General features: G+C 72.4%; 18 protein-coding genes. 9 read left to right on the top strand and 9 right to left on the bottom strand.

Annotation, left to right across the window (positions count from 1 at the left end):
- Window positions 1-7: 7 nt before the first annotated feature.
- From YS110_16810 to YS110_16795, 4 genes are all read right to left on the bottom strand, one after another.
- A complete protein-coding gene (locus YS110_16810; GenBank protein UJB66292.1) occupies window positions 8-862 on the bottom strand; it encodes a branched-chain amino acid ABC transporter permease in 855 nt (284 codons plus the stop codon).
- Between the two features lie 13 nt (window positions 863-875).
- Complete coding sequence (locus tag YS110_16805; protein ID UJB66291.1) at window positions 876-2,105, bottom strand: ABC transporter substrate-binding protein; 1,230 nt, start codon at window positions 2,103-2,105, stop codon at window positions 876-878.
- Between the two features lie 134 nt (window positions 2,106-2,239).
- Complete coding sequence (locus YS110_16800) at window positions 2,240-5,737, bottom strand: indolepyruvate ferredoxin oxidoreductase family protein (GenBank protein ID UJB66290.1); 3,498 nt, start codon at window positions 5,735-5,737, stop codon at window positions 2,240-2,242.
- A gap of 137 nt (window positions 5,738-5,874) precedes the next feature.
- Window positions 5,875-8,523 (bottom strand): hypothetical protein, encoded by a 2,649-nt coding sequence (locus YS110_16795; protein ID UJB66289.1) that lies wholly within the window; start codon window positions 8,521-8,523, stop codon window positions 5,875-5,877.
- A gap of 98 nt (window positions 8,524-8,621) precedes the next feature.
- Between YS110_16795 and YS110_16790 the strand changes: the two genes are divergently transcribed.
- Window positions 8,622-9,761, top strand: coding sequence for an alanine--glyoxylate aminotransferase family protein (locus YS110_16790; protein UJB66288.1), 1,140 nt, complete (start codon window positions 8,622-8,624; stop codon window positions 9,759-9,761).
- Between the two features lie 67 nt (window positions 9,762-9,828).
- Here the strand turns inward: YS110_16790 and YS110_16785 are convergent, their stop codons facing one another.
- The gene (locus YS110_16785; GenBank protein UJB66287.1) at window positions 9,829-10,251 is read right to left on the bottom strand and encodes an XRE family transcriptional regulator; all 423 of its coding nucleotides are present in this window, start codon (window positions 10,249-10,251) and stop codon (window positions 9,829-9,831) included.
- A gap of 165 nt (window positions 10,252-10,416) precedes the next feature.
- Here YS110_16785 and YS110_16780 point away from each other — a divergent pair, with 165 nt between their 5' ends.
- Window positions 10,417-10,632, top strand: coding sequence for a hypothetical protein (locus YS110_16780; GenBank protein ID UJB66286.1), 216 nt, complete (start codon window positions 10,417-10,419; stop codon window positions 10,630-10,632).
- A 60-nt stretch (window positions 10,633-10,692) separates the two neighbouring features.
- Here the strand turns inward: YS110_16780 and YS110_16775 are convergent, their stop codons facing one another.
- Window positions 10,693-12,180 carry an FAD-binding protein gene (locus YS110_16775; GenBank protein UJB66285.1) on the bottom strand — a complete coding sequence of 496 codons (1,488 nt, stop codon included), beginning with the start codon at window positions 12,178-12,180 and terminating at the stop codon, window positions 10,693-10,695.
- Between the two features lie 63 nt (window positions 12,181-12,243).
- Complete coding sequence (locus tag YS110_16770) at window positions 12,244-13,179, bottom strand: LysR family transcriptional regulator (GenBank protein UJB66284.1); 936 nt, start codon at window positions 13,177-13,179, stop codon at window positions 12,244-12,246.
- 80 nt (window positions 13,180-13,259) lie between these two features.
- On the opposite strand from YS110_16770, the gene YS110_16765 reads away from it, so the two are divergent.
- The 6 genes from YS110_16765 to YS110_16740 all read left to right on the top strand — a co-directional run bounded on the left by YS110_16765 (window position 13,260) and on the right by YS110_16740 (window position 18,833).
- Window positions 13,260-14,210: an AraC family transcriptional regulator gene (locus YS110_16765; GenBank protein ID UJB66283.1), complete on the top strand. Its 951-nt coding sequence runs from the start codon at window positions 13,260-13,262 to the stop codon at window positions 14,208-14,210.
- 99 nt (window positions 14,211-14,309) lie between these two features.
- On the top strand, window positions 14,310-14,870 hold the full coding sequence (locus YS110_16760) for a carboxymuconolactone decarboxylase family protein (GenBank protein ID UJB66282.1): 561 nt from the start codon (window positions 14,310-14,312) through the stop codon (window positions 14,868-14,870).
- Complete coding sequence (locus YS110_16755) at window positions 14,867-15,967, top strand: acyl-CoA/acyl-ACP dehydrogenase (protein ID UJB66281.1); 1,101 nt, start codon at window positions 14,867-14,869, stop codon at window positions 15,965-15,967. The genes YS110_16760 and YS110_16755 overlap by 4 nt, the downstream gene beginning before the upstream one ends.
- Window positions 15,964-16,788: an ABC transporter ATP-binding protein gene (locus YS110_16750; GenBank protein UJB66280.1), complete on the top strand. Its 825-nt coding sequence runs from the start codon at window positions 15,964-15,966 to the stop codon at window positions 16,786-16,788. The genes YS110_16755 and YS110_16750 overlap by 4 nt, the downstream gene beginning before the upstream one ends.
- Before the next feature lie 24 nt (window positions 16,789-16,812).
- Window positions 16,813-18,057, top strand: a complete 1,245-nt coding sequence (locus YS110_16745; GenBank protein ID UJB66279.1) for an ABC transporter substrate-binding protein — start codon at window positions 16,813-16,815, stop codon at window positions 18,055-18,057.
- Window positions 18,057-18,833, top strand: a complete 777-nt coding sequence (locus YS110_16740; GenBank protein UJB66278.1) for an ABC transporter permease — start codon at window positions 18,057-18,059, stop codon at window positions 18,831-18,833. Before YS110_16745 ends, YS110_16740 begins: the two co-directional genes overlap by 1 nt.
- A gap of 129 nt (window positions 18,834-18,962) precedes the next feature.
- Here YS110_16740 and purU read toward each other — a convergent pair whose 3' ends face one another.
- On the bottom strand, window positions 18,963-19,811 hold the full coding sequence (purU, locus tag YS110_16735; GenBank protein UJB66277.1) for a formyltetrahydrofolate deformylase: 849 nt from the start codon (window positions 19,809-19,811) through the stop codon (window positions 18,963-18,965).
- 203 nt (window positions 19,812-20,014) lie between these two features.
- Here purU and YS110_16730 point away from each other — a divergent pair, with 203 nt between their 5' ends.
- Window positions 20,015-22,642, top strand: coding sequence for an EAL domain-containing protein (locus YS110_16730; protein ID UJB67497.1), 2,628 nt, complete (start codon window positions 20,015-20,017; stop codon window positions 22,640-22,642).
- Here YS110_16730 and YS110_16725 read toward each other — a convergent pair.
- Window positions 22,602-23,474 carry a ChaN family lipoprotein gene (locus YS110_16725; GenBank protein UJB66276.1) on the bottom strand — a complete coding sequence of 291 codons (873 nt, stop codon included), beginning with the start codon at window positions 23,472-23,474 and terminating at the stop codon, window positions 22,602-22,604. The genes YS110_16730 and YS110_16725 overlap by 41 nt on opposite strands.
- Window positions 23,475-23,625: the final 151 nt, after the last annotated feature.

Below are 23,625 nucleotides of genomic sequence, written 5' to 3'. Positions count from 1 at the left end.
CATGGTCTCAGAAAGCGGCGCGTTTTCCGCGCAGGCCGGCGGGACGCAGCAGCAGCGTCAGCAACACGGCGGCGAGCGACACCACCTCGGTCCACGAGGAGGACACCAGGTAGGCCACTGCCGTTTCGGCGTAGCCCAGCAGGATGGCCGCCAGGATGCTGCCCGGCAGCGAGCCCAGGCCGCCGACGATGACGATGGCGAAGGCCTTGGTCAGCGCGGGCATGGCCATGTGCGGCGAGGTGGACAGGAAGGGCCCGGCCATCACCCCGGCCAGCGCCGCCAGCGCGGCCGACAGGGCCACCACGCGGCCGTACACGCGGTCGGTGGGAATGCCCATGTACTGCGCGGCCAGCGGGTCCTGCGACAGCGCCAGGATAGCCGCGCCGGCGCGCGTGCGCTGGATCAGCAGCCACAGCACGGCCAGCGCCGCCACCGCCGTGGCCAGGGTCAGCAGCTGCTGGCCGCCAATGTCGGCGCCGCCCAGGCTGAACTTGGCGTCGGCGAAGGCCGGCACGTTGACGACCTCGGAGCCGAAGGTCACCAGCAGCACCTGCTCGGCCACCAGCAGGAAGGCCATGGTGACCATCATCACCGCCATGCTGGAGTCGCGCTGCGGCCGGATCAACCAGCGCTCCACGGCCCAGCCCAGGCCCGCCGTGGCGGCGATGGCGGCCAGCGCCGCCAGCGCCAGCGGCAGGCCGAGCAGCGTGGCGAACAGGTAGGTGAAGTAGGCGCCGAGCATGTAGAACGCGCCGTGCGCCAGGTTGAGGATGCGCGCCACGCCGAACACCAGCGTGAAGCCCACCGCCAGCATGGCGTAGATGGCGCTGGTGACCGCGCCGTGAACCAGGATGTCCGTCATGCCCGGGCCTGCTTCACTGCATCCACTGCGGCTTGGCGAAGTCGCCGGTGCGCGCCTCCCTGGGCCAGAGGATGACGCGCTTGCCGCCCTCCTGCCACTGCACCCACAGCATGTTCACCAGGCCGGGGCCGGCCTTCACGTCGTGCGTGTCGTCGAGCTGCAGGCGGCCGGTGGTGATGGGCATGTCCACCTTCTCCAGCGCCTTGATGACGGCGTCGGCCTGAACCGAATTGGCGCGCGCCACCGCGTCGGCCCAGGCGTGCACGGCGTCGTAGGCGCCCGCGCCGGTGTACACGGTTTCGCGCTTGTAGCGCGCCTTGAAGGCGTCGAGGAACGGCAGGGTGCGCGGCGACAGCGGCGCGCGCACGATGTAGTTGCCCGCCACGGCGGTGACGGCCTTGCCGCCCACGCGCTCGAAGAAATCGGTGTCCTGCCCCTTCACGTCGATGCCGCCGTAGGGCACGGGTATGCGCGCGTCGTACCACTGCTTGGCCAGCACGTCGCTGGAGGCGTGCGACAGGATCACCACCATGTACTCGGCGCCGCTGTTCTTCACCTTGGACAGCAGCGGCGAGAAGTTGGTGGTGCCGGTGTCGAAGGTCTCGGCCATCACCACGTCCAGGCCCTTGGCCGTGGCGCCCCGCTTGAGCACGGGGATCAGATCCTGCACCCACTTGGCGCTCTCGCCGACGATGGCGAACTTCTTCATGCCCAGCTCGCCGTGCAGGTAGTCGGTCATGTAGCTCACCAGGCCGCCCGCCAGGTGCAGCGAGTTGAGCGTGCCGATGCGGAAGATGTACTTGTTGGCTTCGTAGTTCTGCTTGACCTTGGCGTTGATGGCGGGCGAGGCCGCGCCCACGTTGATGTACACCGTCTTGGCCGCCGCGATGTGCGGCAGCTGCGCCAGCACCACGCCCGAGGTGTAGCCGCCGACGATGGCGTCCACCTTCTCGTCGGCCGTCAGCTTCTTGATGGCGCTGATGCCCTTCTCCGGGTCCTCGGTCTCGTCGGCCACCACCATCGCCAGCTTGCGCCCGAGCAGGCCGCCCTTGGCGTTGATCTCGTCGATGGCGAGCTGCGCGCCGTCGCGCGTGTCGCGCCCGATCTGCAGTTGCACCGCCGTGCTGATGCCGATCCTGATCGGCGGCTCGCCCTGCGCGCGGGCGGGCGCGGCGCCCAGCGTGGCGCCCAGCGCGGCGGCCAGGACCGCGGCGCGGCGGGTGAAGTGGGGAATGTGCGTCATGTCTCGCTCCTTGGTGTCGGTGGTGGGTGGACTACTGAATTGATAGCTGCTCGCGCTTGTCCATGGCTGTTTTCGATATGAAACAGCCATGGAAATGGCTTGCAGAAAGCGCAAGCAGCTCTTTTTTTAATAGCTTAGGCCGCGCGCGCCTGCTGGGGCGCGTCGGCCTGCGCCCAGCGCTGCGCCAGTGCGGCGCGCAGCGCGCCGGTCTTCTGCACGCTGGCCTCGCGCACGTGGCCGAAGCCGCGCACCTGCTCGGGCCACTGCGCCGTCTCGATGGCCAGCGCCAGGCGCTCGGGCGTGAGGCCGGCGACCAGGCGCTCCACGTCCTGCTCGTAGTCGGCGATCAGGCGCAGCGCCAGGCGCCGTTCGGCGTTGTGGCGGAACGGGTCCAGCACCGTGCCGCGCAGGCCGCGCAGGCGCGCCAGCAGGCGCAGCGCCTGCCAGGCCCAGGGCCCGAGTTCGCGCTTGCGCGGCAGGCCCGTCACCGGGTCCTTGCCTGCGAAGGGCCAGGCGCCGAGGTGGAAGTGCAGCCGGTAGCCGTCCTCGAAGGCCTGCGCCAGCTCGGCGCGGAATTCGGGCGTGCTGTACAGGCGCGCCACCTCGAACTCGTCCTTGTACGCCAGCAGCTTGAAGTAGTAGCGCGCCACGGCGGTGGCCAGGCGCTCGCCGCCGCCGGCGGCCTGCTCGGCCGCCGCCACGCGCTGCACCAGGCGGGCGTGGCGCTCGGCGTAGGCGGGGTTCTGGAACGCGGCCAGGCGCGCGCCACGGTCGGCCAGCACGTCGGCCAGGCATGCCAGGCGCGGCTGGAACTGCACCACCTTCTGCGTGCCGGCGGGCTCGGCCAGCGCCTGCACGGCGGCGCCGTCGTGCGCGGCGCGGCGGCCCCACAGGAAGCTCTTGAGGTTGAAGTCCACGCTCACGCCGTTGAGCGCGATGGCCCGCTCGATGGCCGCGCGCGCCACCGGCAGCCAGCCGCGCTGCCAGGCAAAGCCCAGCAGGAACAGGTTGGCGGCGATGGTGTCGCCCATCAGCGCCACGGCCAGGCGCGTGGCCTCGACCAGGGCGAGCTGCGCGCCGCCGCCCGCGGCGGCGGCAATGCGCTGCTGCAGCGCCTGCGCGTCGAGCTGCCAGTCGGGGTTGCGCGTGAATTCGCTGGTGGGCGCCACGCTGGTGTCCACCACGGCGCGGGTGCGCCCGGCGCGGAACTTGGACAGCGCCTCGTCCCCGGCGCTGACCACCAGGTCGCAGCCCACCAGCAGGTCGGCCTCGCCCGCCGCCAGCCGCGTGGACTGCAGTTGCGCCGCGTCGGCGGCGATGCGGATGTGCGACATCACGGCGCCGTACTTCTGCGCCAGGCCCGTCACGTCGAGCGTGCTGGCGGCCTTGCCGTCCAGGTGCGCGGCCATGCCCAGGATGGCGCCCACCGTCACCACGCCCGTACCGCCGATGCCGGTGACCAGCACGCCGTAGGGCCGCGCGCCGTCGAGCGCGGGCAAGGCGGCCTCGGGCAGCGCCAGGTCCGATTCGGGCAGCGCGCGCGCCTTGCCGCGCCGGGGCGTGGCGCCGTGCACGGTGACGAAGCTGGGGCAGAAGCCCTCGACGCAGGAAAAATCCTTGTTGCACGACGACTGGTTGATGCGCCGCTTGCGCCCCAGCTCGGTGGGCAGCGGCTCGATGGACATGCAGTTGGACTTGGCGCTGCAGTCGCCGCAGCCCTCGCACACGGCGCTGTTGATGAAGCTGCGCTGGTCCGGGTCGGGGACCTTGCCGCGCTTGCGCAAGCGGCGGCGCTCGGTGGCGCACACCTGGTCGTAGATCAGCACCGACACGCCGGTGAATTCGCGCAGTTCGCGCTGCACGCGCTCCAGCGCGCGCCGGTGCTCCACGGCCACGCCCGGGGGCAGCGCCACGCCGTCGTAGCGGCCCGGGTCGTCGGCCACCACCACGATGCGGCCCACGCCCTCGGCCAGCAGCTCGGCGGCCATCTGCGGCACCGACAGCTCGCCGTCCACCAGCTGACCGCCGGTCATGGAGACGAAACCGTTGACCAGCAGCTTGTAGGTGATGCGCACCTTGGCCGCGACGGCCTGGCGGATGGCCAGGAAGCCCGAGTGGAAGTAGGTGCCGTCGCCCAGGTTGGCGAAGACGTGCGGCTCGTCGGTGAACGGCGCCTGGCCGACCCACATCACGCCCTCGCCGCCCATGTGCGAAATGGTGCCGGTGGTCTGCGGCCGCTGCAGCGAGGCGATGGCGTGGCAGCCAATGCCCGCCAGCGCGCGGCTGCCCTCGGGCAACTGGGTGGAGGTGTTGTGCGGGCAGCCCGAGCAGAAGTTGGGCAGGCGCACCGGCCCGCCCTTGGGCACGGCGGCCGGGGCGGCGCCCTCGCAGCCCGGCAGGCCGAGCAGCCGCGCGACCAGCGCGGCGATGGCCGGCGGCGCCAGCTCGCCCGTCGACGGCAGGCCCGGCGCGCCGCGCGTGCGCGCCCACCCGTTGGCCCCGTGGTACTTGCCGGCCACGCGCACACCGCGCAGGCCCGGCGCGTCGAACAGGATGGCCTTGATCTGGTCCTCCAGCACGTTGCGCTTTTCCTCCACCACCAGCAGCGTCTGCAGGCCCTGGGCGAAGTCCTCGATGGCGTGCGGATCGAGCGGCCAGACCATGCCGACCTTCAGCAGCCGGATGCCGTGGGCGCTGGCGGCGGCCTCGTCCAGCCCCAGTTCCAGCAGCGCCTGGCGCACGTCGGCATAGCTCTTGCCCGCCGCGACGATGCCCAGGCGCGGCGCGGCGCTGTCGAGCGCCACGCGGTTGAGCCCGTTGGCGCGCGCGTACTCCAGCGCGGCGTGCAGCTTGTGCTCGTACAGGCGCGCCTCCTGCGGCAGCGGCCCGTCGAAGCGGCGGATGTTCAGCCCGTCGGCCGGCTGCGTGGGCAGCGGCGCGGGCGCGGTGGTGTGCGGGCGGCCCACGCCCACCTGCACGCTGCCCGAGGACTCGACCACGTCGGTCACCAGCTTGAGCCCGACCCAGCAGCCGGCATGGCGGCTCATGGCGATGCCGTGCAGGCCGAAATCGAGGATGTCCTGCACGTTGGCCGGGTAGAGCACGGGGATGCCGGTGGCGATCAGGATCTGGTCCGACTGCGCGGCCTGCGTGGAGGACTTGGCCGCGTGGTCGTCGCCGCACAGCGCCAGCGCGCCGCCCCAGGGCGCGGTGCCCGCGGCGTTGGCGTGGCGCAGCACGTCGGCGCTGCGGTCCACGCCGGGCGTCTTGCCGTACCAGATGCTGAACACGCCGTCGTAGCGCGCGCCGGGGAAGATGCCCACGTACTGCGAGCCCCACACGGCGGTGGCCGCCAGGTCCTCGTTCACGCCGGGCTGGAAGTGGATGTGGTGCGCCTTCAGCCGCTCGGCGTTGCGCCACAGCTCCATGTCGTAGCGGCCCAGCGGCGAGCCACGGTAGCCGCTGATGAAGCCCGCCGTGTTGCGCCCCGCGGCCACGTCGCACAGGCGCTGCTGCAGCGGCAGGCGCACCAGCGCCTGCGTGCCGGACATGAAGGTCCAGCCGCTCGCCAGCTCGTATTTTTCGTCCAGTGTCACATCCGCCGCGGGGCGGGTTGCCAAGGCTGTGGTCATCGTGTCTGCCAGCCGCCCTGGGGGGCGGTGTCTCCGTCGTTGTTGTGCGGGGCAGTCTAGGAAACGGGGGCGCGGCGCGTCACCACCTGTTCGGGTGGAGCTAGGGTTTGTCGCTACGCCAAGCAGTCGCCCAGGCGTCAGTCGATGAGGCGCAGGCGCCGCGCCTGGGCGATGGCCTGGGCGCGGTTGCGCGCGTCGAGCTTGAGGTACAGCCGCTTGAGGTACCACTTGACCGTGTTTTCCGCCAGCCCCTGGCGGCTGGCGATCTCCCGGTTCTGCTGGCCCTGGGCCAGTGCCTGCAGCAGTGCGCGTTCGCGCGCGCTGAAGCCCTCGTCCGCGTCCACGGCGGCCGGTGCGGCGGGCGGCAACGCCCCGGCCGCCAGCACCTGTTGCGCGTACTCGCGTGGCACGCCGGCCGGCAGCGCGGCGCCCGGCGCGAGCCAGGCGGCGATGGGGCCGAGCACGGGCGCGCCTTCGTCGGCGAAGCTGCGCACGAAGCCGTGGCGGCTGCCCTCGGCCAGCGCGGCGGCCAGCGCCGCATGCGCGGCCGGGGCGTCGCCCAGCGCGCCGAGCGCGCAGGCGCGCAGGACCGACAGCTTCAGCGCGCGCCAGCCGCGCTGCGTGGCGCGCGCCTGGTGCTCGTGCTGCGCGATGGCGGGCAGCGCCTGGCGCGCCTGGCCGTCGCGCACCTGCAGCCGCAGCCATGCGATGTCGCAGGCCTCGGTGTCGGTGGCGAAGTGAAAGCTGCCCTCCCCAGGCAGGGCGGCGGGCACCAGCGCGCGCGCCTGCGCGAGCTGGCCCGCCAGCGTGGCCAGGCGCACCTTCTCCCAGCGGCAGGCGAATTCCAGGCGGTGAAAGCGCCGCTGCAGCGAGCGCGCCAGCGCCTCGTCGAGGATGGCCTGCGCGCCGCCGCCGTCGCCGCGCGCAAACTGCAGCCGCGCCGCCGCCAGGTAGGCGCCGATGACCAGGTCGGTGGCCAGGTAGTCGTCGGCGTGCGGCGCGTGCAGCGCCAGCAGGGCCTGCAGGGCGTCGAGCTGGTCGGTCTCGTACAGCAGCTCGCAGCGCAGGCCCGAGCCCAGCGCGGCATGCTGCGCGTGCTGGCCGTCGGTGCCCATGCCGCTGTAGCAGGCCAGGGCGCGCTGCAGCGCGCCGCGCGAGCTCCAGATGGCGGCGCGCAGCCCCAGCGCGGCCGACAGGCCGAACAGGTTGGAGGCCTTGCGGTTGTGCAGGTCGGCCTGGTCGAGCAGCGCCAGCGCGGCGTCGAAATGGTGCTGCGCGATCTCGCCGTGCGCGCGCACGTTGAGCATGATGCCGCGCGCATAGTCGCCGCGGGCCTGGGGCAGGTTGCGCTGCGTCACCTGCATGGTCTGCGCCACGTCGTCCTCGGCGGCCGCGAGCAGCGCCTCCAGCGCCAGGTAGTCCTCCCAGGTGAGGCGGTCGAAGTCCTGCTGCGTGGACAGCGCCAGCAGCTGGCGCAGGCGCGCGCGCGCCTCCTCCAACTGGTGGAAGTAGGTGTGGGCGCGCCCGGCGGCCCACACGATGCCGGGATGGCCGTCGGCGATGTGCGCGGGCAGGCGCGCGATCCAGCGCTGCAGCGTGGCCAGGTGGCCGCTGCGCACCAGCGGCCGGGCGGCGCGCGCCACCATCGCGGCGGCGAAGGCCGCGTCGCCGCTGTCCAGCGCGTGGCCGATGGCCTCGATCAGCAGGCCCTCGGCCTCCAGCCAGGCGGCGGCCTTGCGGTGCAGCAGCGCGGCGCGGCCGGGGTGCAGCGCGTCCAGGCGCTTGCGCAGGAAGTCCTGCAGCAGCGAGTGGCAGCGCCAGGCGCCGCCCTGGCTCGGGCCCAGCGGGGTGAGGAACTGCAGCTGGCGGCCCATGTCCTCCAGCAGCGCGGCGCTGCCGCCGCGCTCGCACAGCGCGTCGCACAGCGGCGGCAGCAGGTAGCGCAGGATGCTGGTGTCGAGCAGGAAGTCACGGTGCGCGGGCGGCTGCTGCTCCAGGATTTCGCTGGCCAGGTAGCTGGCGAGGTCGGAGCCCCCGTCGTGCAGCGTGTCGAGGAAGCGCGGCGGCGCCTCGCCGTGGTGCAGCGCCAGCGTGCCCAGGCGCAGCGCGGCGGGCCAGCCCTCGCAGCGCTGGGCCAGCAGCTCCAGCCAGGCGGCGGGCGCGCGCGCGGCGTCGCCGTGGCGCAGCAGGGCGCGGGTTTCCTCGTCGTCGAAGCGCAGCTGGCGCGCGTCCCACTCCAGCAGCCAGCCGCTGGCCTTGAGGCGGTGCAGCGCGAGCCGCGCGTGCGGGCGCGTGCTCACGACCACGCGCAGGTTGGCCGGCGCGAAGCGCAGCAGCTGGTGGATGAGCTGCACCGTGGCCTGCCCGCGCACCGACTCGAATTCGTCCAGGAACAGCACCGCGCCGCCGCCGCGGCGCGCCACCGTGTTGAGCCACAGGCCCAGGTCGGGCACGGGCGCATCGGCCGCGCCGTCCGCGCCATCCCCATGGCGGTCCATGGCGGCCTGCAGGTGCGTGAGCAGGTGCAGCGGGTCGTCGTCGCGCGGGTCCAGCGTCAGCCAGTGGCACGAGGTGCCGGGCTGGCACGCCAGCTGCGCGAACAGCTGGCCCATGAGCGTGGTCTTGCCGTAGCCCGCCGGGGCGCGCAGCAGCAGCACGCGCCAGTGCGGCGCCTGCTCCAGCAGGGCCAGCAGCTTGTGGCGCGGGATGCTGCCGGGCGCCAGCCTGGGGGGGTGGAGCTTCCCCTCCAGCGCCACGCCGGCGGAAGATCTTGGGGCGGAAGGCATGGTGGTTTCGCGCACGAGTGTAGCCAACGCCACCCGCCGCACCCCGGGGGGGCGTGCCACAATGCCCCGGTCCCTTTGACCGACGGAAACACCCCCCTATGCCTGGACTCCTGCCCGATATCGATCCCGATGGCCTGCTCGAATTCTCGGTGGTCTACACCGACCGCGCGCTCAACCACATGTCCAGGCGCTTCACCGGCGTGATGCAGGACATCCTGGCCACGCTCAAGGAGGTCTACCACGCCCACACCGCCGTGCTGGTGCCCGGCAGCGGCACCTTCGGCATGGAGGCCGTGGCGCGCCAGTTCGCCAACCGCGAGAAGGTGCTGATCGTGCGCAACGGCTGGTTCAGCTACCGCTGGACGCAGATCTTCGACGCCGACAAGGGCCTGGGTGGCGGCGCCGTGGTGTGCAAGGCGCGCAAGCAGGGCGATGGCCCGCAGGCCCCCTGGGCGCCCTGCCCGGCCGCCGAAGTGGCGGCCGCCATCCGCGCCGAAAGGCCGAAGGTGGTGTTCGCGCCGCACGTGGAGACGGCCAGCGGCATCCTCCTGTCCGACGACTACCTGCGCGCCGTGAGCGCTGCGGCGCACGAGGTGGGCGCGCTGTTCGTGCTCGACTGCGTGGCCTCGGGCGCCATGTGGGCGGACATGCAGGCCACCGGCGTGGACGTGCTGATTTCCGCCCCGCAAAAGGGCTGGAGCGGCTCGCCCTGCTGCGCCATGGTGATGCTCAGCGCGCGCGCGCGTGAAGCCATCGACGGCACGCAGAGCAGCAGCTTCTCGTGCGACCTGAAGAAGTGGATGCAGATCGCCGAAGGTTACGAAAAAGGCCAGCATGCCTACCACACCACCATGCCCACCGACGCGCTGGTGCGCCTGCGCGACGTGATGCTGGAGACGCGCGCCTACGGCTTCGCCAAGGTGCGCGACGAACAGATCGCCCTGGGCGCCCAGGTGCGCGCGCTGCTGGAGTCGCGCGGCTTTCCCAGCGTGGCCGCCGAGGGCTGGAAGGCGCCCGGCGTGGTGGTGAGCTACACCACCGACCCGGGCATCCAGAACGCGAGCAAGTTCGCCGCCGTGGGCCTGCAGACCGCCTCGGGCGTGCCGCTGCAGTGCGACGAGGGCGCGGACTTCATGACCTTCCGCATCGGCCTGTTCGGCCTGGAGAAATGGCACAACGTGGAGCGCACCGTGGGGCACCTGCGCGACGCGCTGGACAAGGTGGCGCCGCGCGGCTGACGGCACGCCCGGATCGCCCAAAGCACAAAGGCCACCTGCGGGTGGCCTTTGTGCTTTGGTGCGTGCGTCAGCGGGCCTTGCGCTCCGCCTCCTCGGCCGCGTGGGCGCGCGCGATGGCGAGGATCACATCGCGCGCCAGGCGGCGCTGGGGCACGGGCAGGCGCAGGTAGACCTCGAACAGCTCGCGGTCCTGGTAGCCCATGCCGGCATGCCACAGCGGCTGCGAACGGGCAGCCTGGGGCGCCGCCGCGCGCTCGCCGTAGCCCAGCTCCTGCACGCTGGTTCCGAGCCACTCGGCCAGCGTCACGAGCTTCTTGTGGTCCGGCATGGTCTCGCCCAGCAGCCAGCGGCGCACGCCGTGCAGGGTCATCGGCTTGCCCCAGTGGCGCGTGTTGAATTCGCGCTCCAGCACCGACGGCTTGGCATCGTAGCCCGCCGCGGCCATGGCATCGCGTAACCGTTGCGCAAAGTGGGTTCTTGCTTCCTGCATGCAGTCACACTAGGGATGCGGTGGCACAGCAGGTTGATTCGCGAAAATAGTCACGTAGTATGATTGCGTAACAGTTACGTTTCTTGGTGAAATGCTCCCCGGGCCATGGCAGCGCGCCAGCGCGCGGAAGTTGCGGGTCCGGGAGCCGATCTTGGAGTTGCGCACATGTCCCAGCGTTCCCCGTTTCCTCCCCCCGGCCTGCCGCCGCCCGCCGCGGCGGACGCGCCGCAAGACGGCATGCCCGCGTCCTTCCGCGTGCCGGTGCTGACGCGTGCGCAGCGCGAGGCCATGCTGGCCAACGTGCGGCGCCTGCGCGAGCTGCGGGAGCAGGAGCACCAGGAAGCAGCCGCGGCACGGCGCACACCGCAGCGCGACCAGTGATTCGCTATCAATGAAATAGCTGCCAGCACACGCTGGACAGGCGCTGGAGCCCTTTTTCGCTCAGAACCGTGGCAAGTCCGGGTGCGCGATGCGGCCGCCGCGCACCAGCATCTTTCCGTATTCGGCGCAGCGGTGCAGGGTCGGCACCACCTTGCCGGGGTTGAGCAGCCCGGCGGGGTCGAACGCCTGCTTGAGCGCGGCCATCTGCGCGTTCTCCTCGGCGGTGAACTGGGTGCACATGCTGTTGAGCTTCTCCACGCCCACGCCGTGCTCGCCGGTCACGGTGCCGCCCATGGCCACGCTGGTCTCCAGGATGTCGGCGCCGAACAGCTCGCAGCGGTGCAGCTGGTCGGGGTCGTTGGCATCGAACAGGATCAGCGGGTGCAGGTTGCCGTCGCCCGCGTGGAACACGTTGACGCAGCGCAGGCCGTATTTCTTCTCCATCGCGGCGATGGCCAGCAGGATGTCGGCCAGGCGCTTGCGCGGGATGGTCGAATCCATGCACATGTAGTCGGGGCTGATGCGGCCGCTGGCCGGGAAGGCGTTCTTGCGCCCGCTCCAGAAGCGCAGGCGCTCCTCCTCGCCCTGGCTGACCGAAATGGCCGTGGCGCCCGCGCCGCGCAGCACCGCGCTCATGCGCTGGATTTCCTCCTCCACCTCCTCGGGCGTGCCGTCGCTCTCGCACAGCAGGATGGCCTCGGCCGCGAGGTCGTAGCCGGCCTTGACGAAGTCCTCCACGGCGGCGGTCATGGGCTTGTCCATCATCTCCAGGCCCGCCGGGATGATGCCCGCGGCGATCACCGCCGCCACCGCGTCGCCGGCCTTGCGCACGTCGTCGAAGCTGGCCATGATGCAGCGCGCCAGCTGCGGCCGGGGGATGAGGCGCACGGTGACCTCGGTGGCCACGGCCAGCATGCCCTCGCTGCCGATCACGGCGGCCAGCAGGTCCAGGCCCGGCGTGTCGAGCGCGTGGCTGCCGAACGCGATGGGCTCGCCCTCCATGGTGTAGCCGCGCACGCGCAGCACGTTGTGCACCGTCAGGCCGTACTTCAGGCAGTGCACGCCGCCCGAGTTCTCGGCGACGTTGCCGCCGATGGTGCAGGCGATCTGGCTGCTCGGGTCGGGCGCGTAGTACAGGCCGTGCTGGGCGGCGGCCTCGCTGATGGCGAGGTTGCGCACGCCGCACTGCACGGTGGCGGTGCGGCTGGCCGGATCGACGCGCAGGATGCGGTTGAACTTGGCGAGCGACAGCGTCACACCCAGCGCGTGCGGCATGGCGCCGCCCGACAGGCCGGTGCCCGCGCCGCGCGCCACCACGGGCACCTGCAGGCGGTGGCAGGCGCGCAGCACGGCCTGCACCTGCTCCCCGGTCTCGGGCAGGCAGACCACCAGCGGGCGCTGGCGGTAGGCGGTGAGGCCGTCGCACTCGTAGGGCGTGGTGTCCTCGGCCTGCCACAGCAGGGCGTGCGGCGGCACGCAGGCCGAGAGGGCCTGGACGACCTCGCGCTGGCGCGCGGCGCGTTCGGAGGGGCTGGGCGGATTACTCATGTTTTGATAGCTTCTTGCGCTTGCTGGATAAGGGCTGGGGCCTGTTTTGATTGAAAACCGTGTTCACACCATGGCGCGGCGCAGCCACTCGGCGAAGGCCGCGCACTCCCAGCGCTCCATGGTGCCGGTTTTCCAGCACAGGTAGTGCGCGTAGGGGCTGGCCGCCACGGTGTCGAACAGCCGCACCAGCGTGCCGCGCTCCAGCCAGGGCGCGCCCAGCTTGAGCCGCACGGGCGCCACGCCCATGCCGGCGGCCGCGGCGTCGCACATCAGGCCCACGTCGTTGAACTGCGAGCCTTCGCGCGGCTCGCCCCAGTCCAGCCCGGCGGCGGCGAACCAGGTGCGCCAGGGCTCCAGCGGGCTGCGCAGCAGGGGCTGGCCCTCCAGATCCCCGGGGCGCTCGAACGGGCCGTATTCGCGCACGAAGCCGGGCGACGCCAGGGGCGTGAGCACGTCGCGCGCCAGCTCCACGTGCTCCATGTCGGCGTAGTGGCCCGGGCCGAAGCGCACCACCAGGTCGGCGTCCTCGGCCACGCCGTCGAGCAGCGGGACCGAGACCTGCAGCGCCAGGTCGATCTCGGGGTAGGCCTCGGTGAACTGGCGCAGGCGCGGAATCAGGATGGCGCGCGCGAAGGTGGGCGTGACGGCCAGCGTCAGGCGCTTGCGCCCCGGCGCCACGGCAGCGCCGGGCAGGCGCTGCAGCGCGGCCAGCCCCTCGCGCACCTGGCCCAGGTAGCCGCTGCCGTCGGCCGTGAGGGAGAAGTCGCTGCGGCCGAACAGGCGCGTGCCCAGGATGTGTTCGAGCTGCTTGACGCGGTGGCTCACGGCGCTGGGCGTCACGCACAGCTCGTCGGCCGTCTGCGTCACGCTGCGCAGGCGCGCCAGCGCCTCGAAGGTGATGAGGCACTGGATGGGCGGAATGCGGCGTGCCGTGGTCAGGTGGGGGAGCGCGGGCATGGCAAGGCGGGTGGCAGTGGCGGGCGGAATCCGAGAAAGCATATGCGAACAAAGCAGTTCACGCGCCGGACGGCGGCGGCGAGCATGGGCCCCTTTTCGTCTTTTCGCTCCGGCCGCACGCCATGACCGCCATCGCCCCCGCCGAACTGGACCGCACCATCGACCGCCTGCTCGCCGGCCTGCAGTGGCAGACCACGGTGTTCCACGTGGGCCGCTACTGCGGCGAGCGCTGGCGCGCCTCCACGGCGGGGCACGCGCTGGCGGGCTTTCACATCGTGCTGCAGGGCCAGTGCCACCTGCACCGGCCGGGCCGGGCGCCGGTGGCGCTGGCGGCAGGCGACGGCGTGTTCCTGCTGGGCGACACGCCGCACAGCCTCACGGCCCAGGCCGGCGACGCCGCGCTGTGCGCGCCCCAGGCCATGGCGCCCCTGCTTCCCGGGGACGGACGGGGCACCGGGCTGGCCTGCGGCTTCTTCCAGTTCAGCGGCGCGCTCAGCCACATGATGGTGCGCGCCCTGCCCGAGGTGCTGGTGCTGCGCGCCGCCGACGGCGCCGCCCCGGCCGCCGCCCTGGTGGAGTGCATGCTGCGCGAGGCCGAGGCCGAGGCCGGCGCGGGCGGCGATGCCGCCACCTCGCCCGTGATGGCGCGGCTGACCGACCTGCTGTTCTTCTACGTGGTGCGCCACGCCGTGCGCGCGGCCGAGGTGCCCGCCGGGCTGTGGCGGCTGCTGCGCCACCCGGCGCTGGCGCCGCTGCTGGCGCGCCTGCTCGACGCGCCGGGCCAGGCCTGGAGCGTGCAGGACATGGCCGCCGTGGTGCACATGTCGCGCGCGCGTTTCTTCCGCGAATTCCAGGGCGCCTGCGGGCAGGCGCCGGGGCAGTTCCTGACCACGCTGCGCATGCAGGTGGCGGCGCAGCGCATCGAGCGCGGCGAAAGCGTGGCGCGCGCCGCCGAGCAGGTGGGCTACCTGTCGTACGCGGCGTTCTCGCGCGCCTTCAAGAAGACCACCGGCCTGCAGCCGGGCACCTGGCAGCGCCAGCGCGCGCAGCCTGGTGCCACACCGCCCCACTAAGCAGAGACGCCCGGGCATAAACCAGCGACGCTGGGGCGCCCGCCGGCGCACGGCGGCGCCCACAATCGACCGCATCCCTTCACTGCCTGATGGCGCACCATGAGCCGACTTCCCCTGCACACACCCGACGACGCCCCCGCCGCCAGCCGCCCGCTGGTGGAGCGCGCCATCGCCAACAACGGTTTCCTGCCGAACCTCATCGGCGTGCTGGCTGGCGCGCCCGTGGCGCTGGAGACCTACCTCACCGTCGGCGGCATCAACGCCCGCGCCAGCCTGCCGCTGGCCGAGCGCGAGGTGGTGCAGCTCACGGCGGCGCGCATCCACGGCTGCGACTTCTGCGTGGCCGGGCACACCGCCGTGGCCACCCGCAAGGCCGGGCTGCCCGCAGCCCAGGTGCTGGCGCTGCAGCACGGCCAGCCCACGGGCGACGCCCGGCTGGACGCCGTGGCCGCCTTCACCGCTGCCGTCATCGCCCACCGGGGCGCCGTGCCCGACGCGGCGCTGGCCGCATGGCGCGGCGCCGGCTACGGCGACGCGCAGGCGCTGGAGGTGGTGCTGGGCGTGAGCCTGGCCACGCTGTGCAACTTCGCCAACAACCTCGCGGGCAGCGCCATCAACCCGCAACTGCTGCCGTTCGCCCGCGGCACCTTCGCCGCATGAGCGCCGGACTGGCCTACCGCTGGGTGCCGGCGGACACGCGCGGCTGGCTGCGCACGCACGCCGCCGCGCTCGACGCCAGCGACGCCCTGGCCCCGCAGGTGCTGGCGCAGCTCGCCCAGGCCGGGCTGCTGCGCGTGGGTGTGCCCGCCGCGCTGGGCGGCGCGGGCGGCGACGCGCGCGATGCCACGCAGGCCATCGCCGAGGTGGCGCGGCTGTCGCTGGCGGCGGCCTTCGTGCTGTGGGGCCAGCGCTGCTTCATCGACTTCGTGCTGCAAAGCGAGAACCCGGGCCCGCGCGCGCACTGGCTGGCGGCGCTGCTGGACGGGCGCCAGGCCGGGGCCACGGGCCTGTCGAACGCCATGAAATACCTCTCGTGCATCGAGCCGCTGCAGCTCGAAGCCGAGCGCGGCGCGGGCGGCTGGCACGTCAGCGGGCGCATGCACTGGGTGACCAACCTGCACGTGGACGGTTTCGCCGTCGCGGCGGCGGCGCGCGTGGCGGGCAGCAGCGCCCCGCTCATCGTGGCGCTCGACAGCGCCAGCGCCGGGGTGCGCCGCAGCGCCGACCTGGACCTGCTGGCGCTGCGCGGCAGCCACACCGCGGCCATCGACCTGGAGCGCGCCTTCGTGCCCGACGATGCCGTGCTGGCGCTCGACGGCCCGCAGTTCCTGCGCGCCGCGCGGCCGCATTTCCTGGCGATGCAGTGCGGCATGTCGGTGGGGCTGGCGCAGGCGGCGCTGGACGCGGCGGCGGCGCACATGGGCGAGGCGCGCGGGGTGCTGGAGCCGCGCCTGCGCGCGGCGCACGCGGCGCTGCAGGCGGCCGTGCAGGCCATGGAGCAGGGGCTGGCAGAAGGCACATTCGCCCACCAGCCGGTGCCGCTGTTCCAGGTGCGCCTGCGCCTGGCGGCGCTGGTGCAGGAGGCCCTGCAGCTGGAGCTGCTCGCCACCGGCGGGCGCGCCTACCTGCGCGACCGCGCGCCCGACTTCGGCCGGCGCTGGAGCGAGGCGGCCTTCATCCCCGTCATCACCCCCAGCCTGACGCAGCTGCAGGCGGCGCTGGCCCAGGCGGGCGTGGCGCTGGAGGCCCCGGCGTGACGGCACAGGCAACGGCGCAGGCAACAGCGCCCGACGCCGTGGCCTTGCGCGGGCGCGGCCTGGGCTGCCGCTATGGCCAGGGCGCGCCGGTGTTCGCCGGCGTGTCGCTGGACATCGGCGCGCGCGAGATCGTGGCCCTGCTGGGCGGCAGCGGCTGCGGCAAGTCCACGCTGCTGCGCACGCTGGCCGGGCTGCAGGCGCCGACGCAGGGGCAGGTGGAGTTCCTGGGCACGCCGCTGGCCGCGCCGCACCCGCGCGCGGCCGTGGTGTTCCAGCAGCCAAGCCTGCTGCCCTGGCTCGACGTGGCGGCCAACGCCGGCTTCGGGCTCGGCTTCACGCACCAGCCGCGCGCCACGCGCAGCGCCTTGCAGGCCCGCGTGCAGGCGGCGCTGGAAGCCGTGGGGCTGGCGGGCAAGGCGCACCTGTACCCGGCGGCGCTCTCGGGCGGCATGGCGCAGCGCGTGGCGCTGGCCCGGGCGCTGGCGCGCGAGCCGCGCCTGCTGCTGGCCGACGAGCCCTTTTCCGCGCTCGACGCCATCACCCGCACCGGCATGCAGGCGCTGCTGGTGGACGTGGTGCACCGCTGGCACACCGCCGCGCTGCTGGTGACGCACGACATCGACGAAGCCATCCTGGTGGCCGACCGCATCCTCCTCATGGGGCCGCAGGACGGCGTGGCCGGCCAGCCCGCCGGCGTGGTGCGCGAGTGGCGCGTGGACATCGCGCGTCCGCGCCACGCCCACCCGGCCGCGGCCACGGCGCTGCACCTGGACATCCTGCAGGCGCTGCACGACGTGCACGCCATTCCCTCGACGACGTAAGAAGCAAAGAAAGGCGCGTTCCCCATGCCCACCCCCTCCAGCGACCGGGTTTCCTACCGGCACCTCTGCGCCTCCAGCCAGTGCGGCTGCGGCATGTCGCGGCGCGACTGGCTGCGCATCGCCGCGCTGGGCGGCGCGGCCGCCGTGCCGCTGCTGCGCGCGGGCGACGCGCGCGCCCAGGCCTTCAATGGCGACGACGTGCCGGTGCGCATCGGCTACCTGCCCATCACCGACGCCACGCCGCTGCTGGTGGCGCATGCGCGCCAGCTGTTCGAGGCCGAGGGCCTGCGCACCGAGAAGCCGCGCCTGTTCCGCTCGTGGGCGCAGATCGTCGAGGCCTTCATCGCGGGCCAGGTGAACGTGGTGCACCTGCTCTCGCCCACCACGCTGTTCGTGCGCTATGGGTCGAAATTTCCGGCCAAGGTGGTGGCGTGGAACCACATCAACGGCTCGGCGCTCACGGTGGCCAACGACATCGGCAGCGTGGCCGAGCTGGGCGGCAAGACGGTGGCGATTCCGTTCTGGTACTCGATCCACAACATCGTGCTGCAGCAACTGCTGCGCGCCCAGGGGCTGACGCCCGTGAGCCGCCCGCGCAGCGCCGCGCTGGGCCCGCGCGAGGTGAACCTGGTGGTGCTGCCGCCGGCGGAGATGGTGTCGGCACTGGCCGCGCGGTCGGTGGCAGGCTACATCGTGGCCGAGCCGTTCAATGCGGCGGCCGAGAACCTCCAGGCGGGCAAGGTGCTGCGCTTCGTCGGCGACGTCTGGAAGAACCACGCCTGCTGCCTGGTGACGCTGGCCGAGCGCGACACCGTGGAGCGCCCCGAGTGGGCGCAGCGCGTGACCAGCGCCATCGTCCGCGCGCAGCTGTGGACGCGCAACAACCAGCTCGAAACCGCCAAGCTGCTGGCCAGCACCGGCGAGGGCAAGTACACGCCGCACGGGCTGCCGGTGCTCTCCAAGGTGCTGGCGGCGTCGGACTACGCCGGCTACGAGCGCTCCGGCGTGGTGCGGCACGCGGACTGGGCGCAGCGGCGCATCGACTTCCAGCCCTACCCCTACCCGTCGTACACCGAGGCGCTGGTGCGCGCGCTGCAGACCACGCAGGTGGAGGGCGACGCGGCCTTCCTGCAGCGGCTGGATCCGGCCTTCGCCGCGCGCGACCTGGTGGACGACCGCTTCGTCAAGGCGGCGCTGGCGCAGGTCGGCGGGCTGGCGGCGTTCGGCCAGCCGGCGGGGTTCACGCGCACCGAGACCATCGCCGTCTGATGGCCGCGCCCGCCATCCGCGCCTGGGGCGCCCGTCTGGGCTGGCCGCTGCTGGGCTTTGCCGTGGCCCTGGCGCTGTGGGCGCTGGGCGCGCGCCAGCTCTCCGACGTGGAGGCGATCCGCACGGCGTTCTCGCCCCAGGCCGGGCTGGCCGCCTGGGCGCGGCTGCTGCACGGCGGCAGCCTGTGGCCGCACATGGCCGTCAGCCTGCAGCGCGTGGCCCTGGCGCTGGGGCTGGCGCTGGCCCTGGGCGTGCCGCTGGGGCTGTGGCTCGGGCTGTCGCCGCGCTTCGCGCGCGCCACGGGCGCGGTGTTCCAGTTCCTGCGCATGGTGTCGCCGCTGTCGTGGATGCCGCTGGCCGTGATGGCGCTGGGCGTGGGCGAGGCGCCGGTGGTGTTCCTGCTGGCGTTCGCCGCCGTCTGGCCGGTGATGCTGAACACCGCCGCCGGCGTGGCGGCGCTCGACGCGGCCTGGCTCCGCCTGGCGGCCAGCCTGTGCGCCACGCGCTGGGAGACGGTGCGCGGCGTGGTGCTGCCGGGCATCGTGGCGCACGTGCTCACGGGCTTTCGCCTGGCGCTGGGCATCGTCTGGATCGTGCTGGTGCCGGCCGAGATGCTGGGCGTGTCGGCCGGGCTGGGCTACTTCATCCTCGACACGCGCGACCGCCTGGCCTACGACGAGCTGACGGCCGGCATCCTCACCGTGGGCGTGCTGGGCTTCGCGCTGGATGCGCTGGCGCGCCTGCTGAGCCGCCGCTGGACGCACGCGGGCGGCTGAACGGCCGCTATCGAAAGCAAAGCTGCTGGCGCTTGCTGCGCAAAGGTTTCAATGCCTTTTATGCATTGAACCTTTACCTATCAAGCGCGAGCAGCTATGTTCTTCATAGCACCACCCGGTGCGCCGCCTTCAGCGGAAGACCACGGTCTTGTGCCCGTTGAGCAGCACGCGGTGCTCGCTGTGCCACTTCACGGCGCGGGCCAGCACCAGGCTTTCGGTGTCGCGGCCACGCGACGTCAGGTCCTCCACCGTGTCGGTATGGTCGGCACGTGTAACATCTTGTTCGATAATCGGCCCCTCGTCGAGGTCGGCGGTGACGTAGTGGGCCGTGGCGCCGATGAGCTTCACGCCCCGGTCGTGCGCCTGGTAGTAGGGCTTGGCGCCCTTGAAGCTGGGCAGGAAGCTGTGGTGGATGTTGATCGCCCGGCCCGCCAGCCTGGTGCACAGGTCGTTGGACAGCACTTGCATGTAGCGCGCCAGCACCACCAGCTCGGCCCCTTCGGCCTCGATGATCTCGTATTGCCGGGCTTCGGCCTGGGCCTTGTTGTCCTTGGTCACCGCGATGTGGTGGAAGGGAATGTTGTAGCTGGCGGCGAGCTGGTAGAAGTCGCGGTGGTTGCTGATGATGGCGCGGATGTCGATCGGCAGCAGCCCGCTCTTGACGCGGAACAGCAGGTCGTTGAGGCAGTGGCCTTCGCGGCTGACCATGAGCACGGTGCGCATGGCCTCGGCGCGCGGGTGCAGGCTCCAGCGCATCTGGAAGCCCTCGGCGAACGGCGCGAGCTGGCCCTTGAGGGCCGGGCCGTCGTGCTGGGCGCAGGCGAACTGCACGCGCATGAAGAACAGGCCGGTGGCGTGGTCGTTGTACTGGGCGGCTTCCTCGATGTTGCAGCCGTGCTCCAGCAGGAAGCCGGAAACGGCGTGCACCAGGCCGAGCCGGTCGGGGCAGGACAGGGTGAGAATGTAGGTTTGGGTCATGGTTGCGGATTGTCGCAGCAGCCTCCAGGGGCTGCCGGGCATCCGCCGGGCCTGCGGCGGCGGTGGGGCGCGCGCGGGCGGGAAGGCGGCCAGGGCGTATCGTGTGGTGGGGTGGGGCAGCGCCGTCTTCGGGCTCCCAGCGGAGCGAATCAATGGAAATCAACACACCGGAGCACAGGCTGCGGATGGCGCCATGGTGGGGCATGGTGCTCTACCTGGCGGTGGGCGCGGTCTGGGTGGCCGTGGGCGACGCGCTGCTGGCCGTGCTCATCACCGACCCGCTGTGGCTGGCGCGCGGCCAGACCATGAAGGGCTGGCTCTACGTGCTCCTCACCGGCGTGCTGGCATGGTGGCTGCTGCGGCGCATGCGCACGGCCGAGGCCGCGCGCTGGGCGCTGTCGCAGGAGCTGGCGCAGATCGCCGGCCATGCGCCCGCGGGCATCGCGCGCGTGGAACTGGGCACGCTGCGCATCTTCTGGGCCAACGAGCGCCTGTGCCAGTGGCTGGCCATGCCGCCCGAGGCGGCGCTGCAGGCGAGCTTCCGCGAATGGGTGGTGCCCGACGACCAGGCGCGGGCGCAGCAGCAGCTCGAACAGCTGCTCGACGGCCGCATCAACTACTACCAGGCCGAGCGCCTGTGCCTGCGCGCCGACGGCCGCCCGCCGCTGCCCGTGCTGTGCAACGTCAGCCACGTGCCCGCCACCGGCGGCACGCCGGCGCACCTGGTGTGCCTGCTGCTGGACATGAGCGAGGTCGGCGCCACGCGCGCGGCGCTGGTGCGCAGCGAGAACAGCCTGCGCCTGGCACTGGACGGCAGTGGCAGCGGCATGTGGGACTGGGACCTGGCGCAGCGCCGCTCCACCTACTCGCAGGGCCTGGTGCGCCTGCTGCGCTACAAGGGCGGCGAGCTGTCCCATGGCCTGCACCTGCTGCGCCGCCTGCACCCCGACGACCGCCAGCGCGTACGCCGCGCCGTCGAGCGCTCGCTGGCCACGGGCCAGCCCTTCGACGAGACAGCGCGCCTGCAGTGCTTTGACGGCGAATACTGCTGGTTCCAGGCACGCGGCCAGCGCCACCTGAACACGCAGGGCGAGCCCGAACGCTTTTCCGGCATCCTCACCGACCTGACCGACCGCCGCGCCGCCGAGGAGCGCCAGCGCCTGGCCGCCACGGTGGTGGACAACACCACCGAGGGCGTGGTCGTGACCGACGCGGAGAACCGCATCCTGTCGGTGAATGCCGCCTTCACGCGCCTGCTGGGCTACACCGAGGAAGAGCTGCGCGGCCTCACGCCGCGCGTCTTCAAGTCGGGCCGCCACGACAAGACGTTCTACCAGGCCATGTGGGAGTGCATCCAACGCACCGGCCACTGGCAGGGCGAAATCTGGAACCGGCGCAAGAACGGCGAGGTGTTCCCAGAGCACATGTCGCTGTCGGCGGTGCGCGACCCCAAGGGCGACATCACGCACTACGTGTGCATGTTCACCGATATCTCCGAGGAAAAAGCGCAGCGCCAACGCCTGGAATACCTGGCGCACTACGACCCGCTCACCGGCCTGTCCAACCGCCTGTGGTTTGGCCAGCAACTGAGCGCCAGCGTCGAGCAGGCGCAGGCCGGCGGCGAGACCATGGCAGTGCTGCTGCTCAACCTGGACCGCTTCAAGGACGTGAACGACAGCTACGGCCACGCCGTGGGCGACGAGGTGCTCAAGCACATCACGCGCCAGGTGCGCTCGGCCCTGCGCCCGGGCGACCTGGTGGGGCGCATGGCGGGCGACGAGATCGCGGTGGTGGCGCGCAATCTGCGCCACTCCGACGGCGCCGCGGCCGTGGCACGCAGCCTCATCGCCGCCGTGGGCCAGCCCTGGACATCGCCCGACGGCATCGAGGTGGTGGCCGGGGTGAGCGTGGGTATTTGCATGTTCCCCGAGCACGCCGACTCGGCCCAGGGCCTGCTGCAGGGCGCGCACGCCGCCGTGTACGGCGCCAAGGCGCGCGGACGTGGCGCCTGGTGCTTCTTCAACGAGGACATGACCCAGGCCGCGCGCGAGCGCCTGGAGCTGGAGGCGCGCCTGCGCGTGGCGCTGGCGCAGGGGCACCTGCAGCTGTACTACCAGCCGCAGGTGGATATCGCCACGGGCCGCCTGGTGGGTGCCGAGGCGCTGGTGCGCTGGATCGACCCCGAGGAAGGCGTCATCTCGCCCGGGCGCTTCATTCCCGTGGCCGAGAGCTCGGGCGTCATCGGCCAGTTGGGGCAATGGGTGATCCGCGAGGCCTGCCAGCAGGGCCAGCGCTGGCGCGATGCCGACCTGCCCGAAATCACGCTGGCGGTGAACATCTCGCCGCGCCAGTTCCACCTGACCGACGTGGCCGGCTGCGCGGCCCAGGCGCTGGCGGACTCGGGCTTTCCGCCGCGCTGCCTGGAGTTCGAGCTGACCGAGACCGCGCTGGCCGAGCGCCCCGAAGAAGCGCGCCAGGTGCTGCTGCGCCTGCAGCAGCTCGGCCTGCGCACGGCGGTGGACGACTTCGGCACGGGCTACTCGTCGCTGTCGTACCTCAAGCGCTACCCCATCGACGTGCTGAAGATCGACCAGGGCTTCATCCGCGACATCCCGCACAACGCCGACGACATGGCCATCAGTGCCGCCATCATCGCCATGGGCCACAGCCTGGGCCTGCAGGTGCTGGCCGAGGGCGTGGAGACCGCCGAGCAGCTCGCCTTTCTGCGCGAACGCGGCTGTGACGCCTACCAGGGCTACCTGTACAGCCGCCCGCTGCCAGCGCCTGAATTCACGGCGCTGCTGCAGCAGCAGGCGCAGATGCCGGCGTAGCCGCCGGAGCCGGCACGGACGACCACTGCGCGCGCAGTTCGGCGCAGTAGTCGCGGGCCGGCAAGGCGGGTGTTTTCTGGATGTAGTCCGCTTCTTTTTCGATAGCTGTTCGCGCTTGTCCTGCCTGGGCTATGGCCACTTTGTAGTCCAAACCATAGGGCAGCCAGGCGGGCACGCCCAGGCTGCGCTGCACATGCTGGTGGCCCGCCGCCAGCACCACGGTGCGGCCCGGGCGCAGGGCCCGCTGCGCGGTCTGTGCCAGGCTCTGGTCGCGCGCCAGCTGGATGCGCGCCATCGCCGGGATCTGGCCCTCGGGCAGCAGCCCGCAATGGCCCTCGCGCACGTCCGCGTGCTGGCGCGCCAGCGCCTCGGGCGGCAGCCGGGCTTCGAGCGCCACGTCGCGCCGCGCGCTGGCCAGGCTGGCGCGCGGCAGGTTGCCGCCCAGCACCGGCGCGCCCGCCCGCACCGCCGCCATGACCACCGGGCCGTAGTCGGCCCAGGGCCAGGTGCCGTCGGGCCAGCGCAGCGCGCCACGCACCTCGGCCTCGCTGGCCGTGGGCGGCAGGCCCTCGGTGCTGGTGCCCGCCTCGGCCATCTCGATCACCAGCGCCGCCAACTGGCCGCGCTGGGCGAGCCACTGCACCGTGGCCTGTTCCCACTGCTGGTGTTCGGGCGCGTCGTGCTGCTCGCCCAGCAGCAGCAAGGGTGTCGGGGGCTGCGCGCTCAGCGCGGCCAGCCAGGCCGTATCCAGCGGCGTGGGGGTGGCGCAGGCGCACAGCAGGGCCAGGGGGAGGACGGAGGCCGCGAGGCGCCGGATGGAGGGCTGGGACATGGGGCGATGCTAACCGTTATCACTTACTCGCTGGCAATCGCTACTGTTTGTGTAGCTGGATGCGCTTTACTGGTAAGGGTTTTTGGCTGTTTTTATGCTTGTGGTGGGTTTACTTCCCGGAGCCGGGACTCGCCCCGGCGGGCGAGGTACT

The organism is Acidovorax sp. YS12 (assembly GCA_021496925.1).
Lineage (GTDB): Bacteria > Pseudomonadota > Gammaproteobacteria > Burkholderiales > Burkholderiaceae_C > Paenacidovorax.
Note: the sequence above shows the minus strand (reverse complement) of the source record. Positions and strands in the feature narration are given on the sequence as shown.